The following is a 10,801-nucleotide window of genomic DNA, read 5'->3' on the forward strand; positions in this document are numbered from 1 at the left end:
GTAGTTGCTTTTATTTTTTAGAATTGTCAATAATGACACTTAAGATGTGAAAAGTGACAATGATATTCAGATGAAAAAGGTGGTGGTTTTAGGTTTTGATGGGGCTTTAGCATCGGCTATTACTGGAGTCGTGGATTTATTTGCCATGGCGGGCGTGAGCTGGAACCGGATTCAGCAGCAGGAAATTCATCGTCTGTTTCAGGTAGAAATTGCCAGTGCTCAAGGACAGGCGATCCGTTGTATTAATGGGATATTGATCCAGGCACATTCAGCTTATGCAGATATCAAGGATGTAGATATTGCCATTGTCCCTACGATTGCCGGACCGATTATCGAAACCTTGCAACAGAATCCGGAACTGATCCGTTATTTAAAGGAAGCAGACCGGCAGCAGAAAGTGATTGCAGGAAACTGTACGGGGAATTTCTTTTTGGCTGAAGCCGGTATTTTGAATGATCGCCAGGCGACCACGCATTGGGGCTTTCAGGATATGTTTCAGACTCTTTACCCTAAAGTAAAGCTTCATGCCGATCAGCTGATTAGTCGGGATCAGCATATCTACTGTGCAGGTGGTGGTCTGGCCTGGTTTGACTTAGGACTGCACCTGATTGAACGCTACTATGGTTTTGAGCTGGCGATGCAGTCAGCCAAATCCTTTGTGATTGATTACCGGCGTGACAGCCAGCTGTCTTATTCCTTACTAAAAATTGGCAAGCCGCATCATGATGAGCTGGTACAAAAAGTACAGGATTGGCTGGAACAGCATTTTCATGAAGCACTTAATCTGGAACAACTGGCAACACGTTTTAACCTCACCACACGTACTTTGATTAGACGTTTTAAACAGGCACTGGATGTGCCACCCAATCAGTATCTGCAAGCCCTTCGGATTGAAGCAGCCCGTAAAAGGCTGGAAGAAACTGAACAGGCGGTGGATCTGATCATGCAACATGTCGGTTATCATGATCCAAGCTCTTTCAGGCGATTATTCCATAAAAAAACGGGGTTAACCCCGTTAGAATATCGCCGTCGATTTAGCCGGCGCTTTTACCATGTCATCAAGTTGCAGCAGCTTTAACTTTACGTCCATGCAGCAGATAATACCAAAGCAGACAGCTGAGTGTAATGACCGCACTATACAAATACAAATGCTGATAACCGATCTGATCCAGAAACTGGCCAATAAAATACGGTCCAAAACCAAGTGCAGCATCAAGAGCAATAAAGAAGGTTGATGTTGCCAGTCCCATACGCTCTATTGTGGTACTTTTTACCGCAATGGTCTGGCAAATGGATTGAATATTGCCATAACCAAAACCTAATAACGCTGCACTGGTGAGGAGCATCCATGAATTATGTGCCTGACTGAGTAAACCAATACCGATTGCCATAAGCACAATCGCAGGATACATGATGATGTTTTCGCCTTTACGATCCATCAATGGGCCGGTAAATGGGCGAGAAATCAAAATTGCGGCTGCATACATCAGGAAGAAGAACGAAGCTGCCTGCAAGAGATCAATTTCCTTGGCATACAGGTTAAGGAAAGACAGTACGCCAGAATAACATGCACCAGCAATCAGGATAATAACTGCAATAGGAAAAGCTTTAGGCACAACAAACTGTGCCAGACGTGAAGTAGGCTGAGTAGACTGCTGCGTACCAGCTTTTGCAGTCAGTTTTACTTTTGAAGTATCAACACCGAAACTGAAGAGCAGACAGGTGAAAGCCACAATAGAAGTAAAAGTAAAAATCACCTTATAGTCATATTGTGACATTAGCCAGATCGCCAGGAATGGACCAACTGCAGTGGCTAGCGTACTACTGGTACTGAAGTAGCCAATGCCTTCAGCACGTCGGGTTGCTGGAATGGTCTGGGCAATGACAGTTCCAATAACAGTCCCTGCGACACCCATCATAAAGCCGTGAGCAAAGCGGATCGCAATCAGATAAGGTACATCTACTGGAATAAAATACAGACCAGAGAACAGGAAAAAGCCCAAGGCTCCAGCAACCAGACTGGCTTTGGCACCCAGATTGGGCAGGAATTTTCCTATCAGCAATCGACCGACTAAAGTCCCAACCACGAATACACCGGAGATTAACCCTGCTTGTGCAGTAGTGGCATTCAGTTCAGCTAAGGCATAACCAACACTGACAATGACCAGGAGATAGAACACCAGAACCAGCTGGAAGTTCATTGCACTAAGAAAAATAAAATTTTTCGTCCAAAGCTTGGATGGAGCCTCAGTCATGTTGAAGCTCCTTTCTCGCCTGAAGGGAATGCATAAACTCTAAAACAAAAGCATGAGCACGTTTCAGCTCATCTTTATTGAAGTCTTGCAGTAATTCTGCTTCCAGAACATCAATCTTGCCGCAACATTGCTGGAACTGTTGTTCACCCATTTCAGATAGCTGCAGTAATTTCTGGCGTTTATCTGTCATGGGTTGTGATTCAATAAAGTTCATTTCCATCAAAGTATTTAAACGCTTGGTTACAGCAGGTTTTGAAATCCTGAGTTCCTGAGCGATATCCAGCGCCGTACATTGACCATTCATTTTGATAATGACCAGACTTTGCCATAAGGAATAATTTAAGCCGTGTTCAATTAACACAGCATTCATTTCATCCCCGAGCAATCTTGCACAGCGTAATAATGCAAATCTAAAACGGGAGGTAGTATCCATAAGGAATAATGTTAACCTGGTTAACTAAATGTGCTTAATTTACGCTTATAAATATAAAAATTCAAGTGATGTATCAGTTGCTCCCATATGGCTTAACAAATATTTCAACGAGTAAATGAGCTAATCTGGTGGGAAAAATCTTTGGTTTTCTTTAACATGCAAATCTGGATGTGAGCAGTGGCTAAGGTGGATTTATGCAGGATTTAGACCTAACAACAATTATCAGTGAATGTTTTAAAAGCAGTTCTAATTTAATGATGGATTTACATCAACCAGCAATTACCTTACCTGAACAGCTGATCCACGCAGTTAAAGAGGCAGCACAAACACGCGGATATACTGAAACAATTCATCATGTAATGTTGCTGGATCAATTTGATGCTTCTCGACTGAGTTATGTCTTTAGTCCGCTTATTCTGTCCGTGCTAAAACATAAAACCATCTTTATCGCTCCAGCCAATACTGAACTGCAACAGATACTGGGAGAATATTTCCGGGTAGAAGCGCTGAAACTAAACCATACCCAAGCCTTACAGGAAATGGATATTTGCTTTGATTTGGCAACTGATGGTTGTTCCATGTCAGATTTACAGCGCTATGCTGTATTCAAGGCCTTACTTGACCCAAACTGTAAGAGCCTGATTGTCATTGGAAATGAACTGGATGCTGGGTTGAAAACATTACTTGAATCATTCGGTATCCAGGTTATTCAGCAAAAATTGATGCAACAGAATTTTGATTTAACTGAAATTGAATTTAAAAAACTGTTATGGAAAAGAAAGACAGATTCAGTTGCCGTCACTTGTGAAGAGATCACGTCAGCTAATATTGAATTAGTTACTCAACTTAGCGGAATACAGCATGCCGATGCCGAGCGTCTAATTGATGACTTAATGTATAGTGAGCATCTGTTCGAAAAAGTCTCAGTCTTTGGCGAATTTACCGAAACTATTTATAAGCATCAGCTAAAATAAAAGATAGCGGAAAGGCATGTCCCAGAGTTGCAGTGATTAGATTTTAGATATGCGCGTGGTGGTAGAGATGCCCCACATTTCCCATCACGACACGACGTCGTAATGGGGAAATAAAAGACTTTTGCCTATTTTGAGTTTTTCCAAAGTATGATTCTGCCTGCACAAAGCCATTTAAACTTTTAAAGAGAAGATAAGGCTGTGCATATATAATTATAAATATATAATAATATCATATATTTAAAAATTATCGAATTGCTCTGATGACCTAATACATAGCCTGATTAAAATTGTGAAACGGCAGTGAGCCAAAGGCTCTTTATTCTGTTCAGGATTTTTTCTGTTTACGGTAAACACTTGGTCGTACCGGATGTGTGCCGCGCCAGAGACCTTTCTTATTTTTCTTGGCATTGCTTTGCAGGCTCATCAGATAGGAGAGGTGTTTCTTGTCACGGATATATTCTTCATAAACCCAAGCCGCACCACGCTTGATCAGTTCTTCATTGACATTTTTACGACGTCGGTAAATGACACCAACACAGCGTCCATAACGGTCAATATCGGTAATTTACACACGGACCAGTCTATTCTTGATCATTTTTGCGACCAGCTGCTGGGATTCCTTGCCATAGGCCTGACTGGATTCAGGTGCATCCACGTAGGCAAAGCGTAAGCGGGTTTCTGAACGACGAATATTAAAACGATAGCAGGTAAGGGTGTCGCCATCACTGACGGCCTTAACTCGACACCAGTATTTTTTGCCTTTTTTGAAGGGGCGGAACAGTTCTTGTAAAAACACCACAAGTTTGTGCAGCAAATAATAGGAGAAACATAGAGCCACAAGGCCAAGTACAATTTGCCAAGAAGTTGAGAGATGCAACAAAATTAAAATCCAGAACAAGCGCAGTCAGGTGAAGAAATAGCTGACTTATAAAGTGTTCATTCTAGATCAAAGCCTCACGTCTTAAGGCTTTGTAATCGTTTATACGAGGATTTTTTAAGCAAACAAAATAGCCTAAGCAAATAACAAAAAAACCAAGCTGCGATTCTTAGGAATAAACTTTTTAAGGCTCCATAAATAGCCTAAGCATTTTTAAAATTCACTTATAAAAATAGCCTAAGCAAAAATTTTATTAATCTCACTCCGTAAAAATTGATGTCTCTTATTCTCTTGTAAATCCTTATACCAATACATTCCCATATTAATTTTCTGCAATTTTACAGGAACTTCAAAAATTTTCAGGCTTTTATCAATATGCAAATGATTTAAAACATTTCGAGGAATGGTGAGCATCGCTGAGGGATGCTGCTGCAAAATCTGTAACGCCGTCGAGTAATGCTGACAACGCAGGAAAATTTGCCGGGATAGGTGATTACGGCTTAAATACAGATCTTCAACCAATACGCCAGTCCGGCGCGAAGACACACCAATATGTGGGGAGGCGAGATAACTTTTTTCCGTGACTTGTTGCTGTTGAGTACAGACGACAAACTCATCCTGATCCAGTAATTCAAACTGGATTTTGTCGCCCAAAGGCTGTTCCAGATCGATCACAAAATCAACTTGCTGGGTTGCTAAATCAGAAACAATATTCTTTCGGTCCAGTTTAATACTGACAAACTGAATATCCAGATTAAAACGCTGAAAATGTGAGACCAGTTTTGGCAAGATCATCGGTTCGATTTCATCATGCACAGCAATCTTTAGATTTTGTACCAAGGTGGGCTCAAATTGCTGGTTCTGGATGGAAATATTCTGGATGGTGATGAGAGCATGTTTAATTTCTGAATAAATCTGTTCCGCAAACGGCGTTGGCTGCATTTTACTACCAGTCCGTACAAACAAATCATCCTGCAGATGCTGTCTTAGACGCTGTAAGGCATGACTGGCAGCAGACTGGGTAATTGACAGGATTTGTGCAGCCCGAGAAATACTTTTCTGTTCAAAGACAGCAACAAAAAGTGGATATAAATTAATATCGATCCGATGGAAACTGCGAAGATCGATACTGTTTTTATTATGAATCTGTTGCATATTAAACTATGGAATAAAATCATTTTATTCATAATAGGTTTTAGGTTAAGGTCTTGTAAAGCAGAATAATCATATCCAGAGGAAAGTTGCCATGTTTGAGCTGTCAGCACGTGCACAGGACTACGTTGAACGCACCAGAAAATTTATTAGAGATGAGATCGAGCCAATTGAGGCAGATTTCTGGCATCAGGTGCATGAGCTGAATCAGGGCGGTGACTGGACCAAATGGCAATGGCCGGCTGAACTGGAAAATTTAAAAGCCAAAGCCAAAGCAGCAGGGCTATGGAATATGTTCCTGCCTTGTGCTGAATTGGGTCAAGGATTGTCAGTCAATGAATATGCGCATATTGCTGAACTGTCTGGACGTAGCCTGATTGCACCAACGGTATTTAACTGTAATGCTCCAGATAGCGGCAATATGGAAGTATTGTGGCGTTATGGATCTGAACAACAGAAACAGCAATGGCTCATGCCGTTATTAGAGGGAAAAATCCGCTCGGTGTTCTGTATGACTGAACCCGCAGTTGCCTCAAGTGATGCCACCAATATGCAGGCAACGGCAGTCATTGAAGGCGATGAAATTGTTCTTAATGGTCGTAAATGGTGGTCCTCTGGTCTGGCTGATCCAAATGCCAAAGTCATTATCTTTATGGCACATACTCCCGATGAAACTAAAGACCGTCATCACCAGCATTCCATGGTTTTAGTTCCAGTTGAGACTGCGGGTGTGAAAATCGAGCGTATGTTGCCCGTCTTTGGTGATTATGATGCTCCACATGGCCACGGCGAAGTTAGTTTTGATAATGTGCGGGTACCGGTATCCAATTTTATTGGGGGCGCTGGTCAGGGCTTTGAAATTGCCCAAGGTCGTTTAGGCCCAGGTCGTATTCATCACTGTATGCGTTGTATTGGCGCAGCAGAAAAATCTCTGGAACTGATGATTGACCGTGGCATGAGCCGCACGGCGTTTGGTAAAGAGATTTTGAAACTGGGTGGCAATCTGGAACGGGTCGCAGAAGCACGGGTTGCGATTGATCAGGCGCGATTATTAACCTTGTATGCTGCCTATAAAATGGATACTTTAGGGAACATGGCGGCTTTGACAGAAATCTCTGCCATTAAAGTCGTGGCACCAAGTGTGCTGGAAAAAGTCGTGGATATGGCAATCCAGATTCATGGTGGCGCTGGTGTTTCACGTGATACACCATTGACCGGATTCTTTGCCCAGGCACGTGCGCTACGTTTGGCAGATGGCCCCGATGAAGTACATAAGGGCATGATTGCAAAATTAGAGTTGGCAAAACGTGGTTATAGTACGCGTCGTAAAAAATAAGTCTTAAGTTTAAAGATATTTAGATAGTAAAAAGATTTTAAGGAAATATTATGGCAGTCATTGATGTCGGTGGAAAAGTTCGTGAGGGTGAAGAACTGGATGCCCGTGCTATAGGAAACTGGCTGATTGAACACGGTGAAAATATTGAGGATCCTGTTGAAGTCACCCAATATTCTGGTGGTGCGTCGAACTGGACTTATCGCCTGAAATATAGCAATGCCGATTTAATTCTGCGTCGTCCACCTAAAGGCACCAAAGCCAAATCTGCACATGACATGGCGCGTGAATATCATGTACAACGGGCACTGGCTGATCACTATCCAGTTGTTCCGGAAATGTTGTTGCTATGTCAGGATGAATCAGTGATTGGCTGTGATTTCTATGTGATGAAACGCATTGAAGGCATTATTCCACGAGCGAATTTGCCTAAAGATCTGGACTTTAGTGAAGCTCAGGTACGCGAACTCTGTATCAATGTCATTGATAAACTGATCGAGTTGCATCAGGTTCCTTATCACGGTACTGAACTGGAAAAGTTAGGCAAAGGTGAGGGTTACTGCCGACGTCAGGTAGAAGGTTGGGATAGCCGTTATGACAAAGCTAAAACGATTAACGTACCTTCATTCAAGTACGTACGTAACTGGCTAAAAGATAATATTCCTGCCGATTCTAAAACTTGTGTGATTCACAATGACTGGCGTTTTGATAATGTTATTCTGGATCCTGACAATCCAACACAGGTGATTGGGGTACTGGACTGGGAAATGGCGACTCTAGGTGATCCACTGATGGACTTGGGTTCAGCCTTGGCCTATTGGGTGGAAGAGACTGACAATGCAATTTTTAAGGCAACCCGCCGTCAGCCGACCAATCTAAAAGGGATGTTTACCCGTAAGGAGGTTGTGGATTACTACCTGGAAAAAACTGGATTACAGCCAGAGAATTGGACCTTCTATGAAGTATTTGGCATTTTCCGTTTAGCGGTAATTGCCCAGCAGATTTATTATCGTTACTACCATAAACAGACCAATAACCCGGCGTTTAAAGATTTTTGGGTGGTGATTCATGCATTGCATATCCGTGCCTTAAAGCTGATTGGCAAACAAAAGATCGAAGCCAATGATCTTGCCCAGAAGTATATGAACAAATTTAAAGAGTTAATGCCAAAATGACCACCATTTACCTGATTCGACATGGCCAGGCATCTTTTGGAGCAGAAAGCTATGATCAGCTTTCTCCCAACGGTGAACTGCAAGCCAAGTTACTTGGAAGTTATTTCGACTCTATTCTTAAAGAAGCACCTGTGGTGATGGCTGGATCAATGCAACGTCATCAGCAAACAGCGCAACTGTGCCTGGATGAGTGTTTTCCTGAAAGTGAATTGATTACCAATCCTGCCTGGAATGAATTTAATCATACTCAAGTCTTTGCCAGGTATGAGCCGCGATTTAATCAGCCGGAATTATTAAAAGAAGATGTGGCACAACATGCCAATCCTCGAGCGTATTTAAGCAAAATCTTTGAAGGGGCAATTGAACGCTGGACGGGGGGAGATTATCACCATGAATATGAAGAATCCTGGCCAGATTTTAAAAACCGTGTTGAATCTGCATTGCAAGATCTATGCGATGAACTGGCTGAGAAAAGACCGCGCTATGCTGTAGTATTTACTTCGGGTGGCGTTATCTCTGTGGCAGCAGGGAAAATTCTAGGCTTGAGTCCAAGCAAAACTTTTGCCTTAAACTGGGCCATTGCCAATACCAGCATGACGACTTTGCGTTTGGTGGGTAATGAACCGCAGTTACTTAGTCTGAATGAACATCATTTTATTAAGGCAAATCAACCAGAATTACTCACCTGGATCTAAAAGATCTGGAACAAAATGATTTTAAAGGAATAAAAAATGGCTAAAACAATTCTAATTACCGGGTCAAGTTCCGGAATTGGTGCAGGTATGGCACGTGAATTTGCACAAAAAGGTTATAACCTGGCAATCTGTGCGCGTCGTATGGAACGTCTGGAATCTTTAAAGCAGGAACTGGAAAACCAGTACGGGATCAAAGTGAGTGCTAAAACCCTGGATGTGACCAACTATGATCAGGTCTTTGAAGTATTCCGTGCCTTTAAGGAAGAGTTTGGTAGCATTGACCGAATTATCGTGAATGCTGGCGTTGGTGAAGGTCGTCGTATTGGAAAAGGCAACTTTGCTATTAACAAAGCTACGGTGGAAACCAATTTTATTTCTGCCTTAGCCCAGTGTGAAGCTGCAGTGGAGATTTTTCGTGCGCAAAACTCAGGTCATTTGGTCATGATTTCATCCATGAGCGCAATGCGTGGTATGCCAAAACACCTGACCGCTTACGGTGCAAGTAAGGCCGGAGTCGCGCATCTGGCAGAAGGAATTCGTGCAGAGCTGATTGATACACCTATTATAGTGACGACGATTTTCCCGGGTTATATTCGTACTGAAATTAATGAAGGTGCGAAAAAACTGCCATTTGAGGTAGACGAAAAAACGGGTTCGCGTTTATTGGCTGCTGAAATTGAAAAAGCACCGGTTAAAGCGTATGTACCAAAATGGCCTTGGTTACCGTTGGGCTTGGCTATGAAAGTATTGCCACTAAAACTAGTGAATAAACTAGGATAATTCTTGTTTGTATGATCAAAAAGCTCCTAACGGGGCTTTTTTATTTTTGGAATTGAAGCATTTTGACTTTAAAAATTAAGAAAATAATGTCTGGAAACTATTTTTTATAAATATGATCATACATTATGGTTTAGCATAGCTAAGGGTTGGTGAATATATGTATATGGGCTTATAACCAAATGAAAAAATTAGCTTTTATCATTATTCTGGTATTGACAGCAATGCCATATGCTCAAGCAGCATCTGATGAAGGAAAAAATCCGGATATGACCCGATTGTGTGAGGGAAAAGGACCTCATGTAAAGCTTACGGTTAAAATTGAGGGTCATACCATAAAAGGCTCATGTCAGATCGGCTTTAAACCTGCTCAAGTAAATGCCTTGGACTATGAAGCAATGCGCGCTCCCGCTGTGCAAAATGCATGTAAGGGCAAAGCACGTGGTTCGACTCTTGTCGTGAATGTAGATGGTGAACAGATACCGGGTAAATGTGATCTGGTCTTTAAAAGAAATCGTTAAAAATATATTTAACGATTTCTTATTTCACTTTGTATAACCGCTATTATATTAAATGGGGATTTTTCTTGAGGAGAATAGATTTATTTTCCCCTAATTTTGAAAATCGATTTCAAAATATTTTCATTAAAAATGAATTAAGCATTTAGCAATATTTAGATAGACAGGCTTTGAATTAAATCTCTTTCAAGCATCCAAATCCGATCTTGCCCCCATAAGGCGGAGTATCCTTCCACATAAAATGATGGAACCCCCCATAAGCCTTTATCTAGTAATTCTTTTCGATTTTCTTCAGCTATGATTTTACAGCTTTCATCATTAAGTGATGCAGTAACTTCCGATACTGAAATACCTGCTCTATCTGCTAAAAAATGAAGTCCTTTCATTGATGCTGCATCAACTCCATCTGCAAAAACACCTTTTAAAAAGGAATGTAAAAAAGCATTACCTTTTCCCTGTTGAATTGCATGATGCAACACGGCTAAACCTTGCTTCGTTGCTAATCCCACAGGATCAACTACACAACCAAAGGGTAAATCCAACCGGTTAGCTTCTCGTTTTGATAAGCCCCATCTGTATAGACAGAGTCGATCTGCTCATCCAGTGGAATTT

10 protein-coding genes and 2 pseudogenes are annotated in these 10,801 nt (G+C 41.7%); 7 read left to right on the forward strand and 5 right to left on the reverse strand.

Annotated elements, in window-relative coordinates:
* Nucleotides 1–70 precede the first annotated feature (70 nt).
* Nucleotides 71–1,078, forward strand: coding sequence for a GlxA family transcriptional regulator (locus C8322_RS07255; protein ID WP_004809564.1), 1,008 nt, complete (start codon nt 71–73; stop codon nt 1,076–1,078).
* On the opposite strand, the gene C8322_RS07260 is transcribed toward C8322_RS07255, so the two are convergent.
* Both C8322_RS07260 and C8322_RS07265 read right to left on the reverse strand, forming a co-directional pair.
* Nucleotides 1,059–2,255, reverse strand: a complete 1,197-nt coding sequence (locus C8322_RS07260; protein ID WP_004809561.1) for an MFS transporter — start codon at nt 2,253–2,255, stop codon at nt 1,059–1,061. The genes C8322_RS07255 and C8322_RS07260 overlap by 20 nt on opposite strands.
* Nucleotides 2,248–2,625, reverse strand: a complete 378-nt coding sequence (locus tag C8322_RS07265; protein ID WP_227591011.1) for a MarR family transcriptional regulator — start codon at nt 2,623–2,625, stop codon at nt 2,248–2,250. Before C8322_RS07265 ends, C8322_RS07260 begins: the two co-directional genes overlap by 8 nt.
* A gap of 317 nt (nt 2,626–2,942) precedes the next feature.
* On the opposite strand from C8322_RS07265, the gene C8322_RS07270 reads away from it, so the two are divergent.
* Nucleotides 2,943–3,662, forward strand: a complete 720-nt coding sequence (locus tag C8322_RS07270) for a hypothetical protein (RefSeq protein ID WP_228127295.1) — start codon at nt 2,943–2,945, stop codon at nt 3,660–3,662.
* Between the two features lie 325 nt (nt 3,663–3,987).
* On the opposite strand, the pseudogene C8322_RS07275 reads toward C8322_RS07270, so the two are convergent.
* Both C8322_RS07275 and C8322_RS07280 read right to left on the reverse strand, forming a co-directional pair.
* Nucleotides 3,988–4,542, reverse strand: a pseudogene (locus C8322_RS07275) (thermonuclease family protein).
* Between the two features lie 234 nt (nt 4,543–4,776).
* Entirely contained in the window at nt 4,777–5,694 is a 918-nt protein-coding gene (locus C8322_RS07280; RefSeq protein ID WP_004809553.1) for a LysR family transcriptional regulator, read from the reverse strand.
* A gap of 91 nt (nt 5,695–5,785) precedes the next feature.
* Here C8322_RS07280 and C8322_RS07285 point away from each other — a divergent pair, with 91 nt between their 5' ends.
* The 5 genes from C8322_RS07285 (at nt 5,786) to C8322_RS07305 (ending at nt 10,192) form a co-directional block, all read left to right on the forward strand.
* Nucleotides 5,786–7,027 (forward strand): acyl-CoA dehydrogenase family protein, encoded by a 1,242-nt coding sequence (locus C8322_RS07285; RefSeq protein ID WP_111810485.1) that lies wholly within the window; start codon nt 5,786–5,788, stop codon nt 7,025–7,027.
* Nucleotides 7,028–7,077: 50 nt separating this feature from the next.
* Nucleotides 7,078–8,199 (forward strand): phosphotransferase family protein, encoded by a 1,122-nt coding sequence (locus C8322_RS07290; RefSeq protein WP_004809547.1) that lies wholly within the window; start codon nt 7,078–7,080, stop codon nt 8,197–8,199.
* The gene (locus tag C8322_RS07295; RefSeq protein ID WP_004809546.1) at nt 8,196–8,894 is read left to right on the forward strand and encodes a histidine phosphatase family protein; all 699 of its coding nucleotides are present in this window, start codon (nt 8,196–8,198) and stop codon (nt 8,892–8,894) included. The genes C8322_RS07290 and C8322_RS07295 overlap by 4 nt, the downstream gene beginning before the upstream one ends.
* Nucleotides 8,895–8,930: 36 nt before the next feature.
* Complete coding sequence (locus tag C8322_RS07300) at nt 8,931–9,674, forward strand: SDR family oxidoreductase (protein ID WP_004809544.1); 744 nt, start codon at nt 8,931–8,933, stop codon at nt 9,672–9,674.
* 179 nt (nt 9,675–9,853) lie between these two features.
* Nucleotides 9,854–10,192: a hypothetical protein gene (locus C8322_RS07305; protein ID WP_004809542.1), complete on the forward strand. Its 339-nt coding sequence runs from the start codon at nt 9,854–9,856 to the stop codon at nt 10,190–10,192.
* A gap of 152 nt (nt 10,193–10,344) precedes the next feature.
* On the opposite strand, the pseudogene C8322_RS07310 reads toward C8322_RS07305, so the two are convergent.
* Nucleotides 10,345–10,734: pseudogene (locus tag C8322_RS07310) on the reverse strand (DsbA family protein); the annotation flags it as partial.
* Nucleotides 10,735–10,801: the final 67 nt, after the last annotated feature.

It is taken from the genome of Acinetobacter sp. SM1B, from assembly GCF_003289665.1.
GTDB lineage: Bacteria > Pseudomonadota > Gammaproteobacteria > Pseudomonadales > Moraxellaceae > Acinetobacter > Acinetobacter schindleri.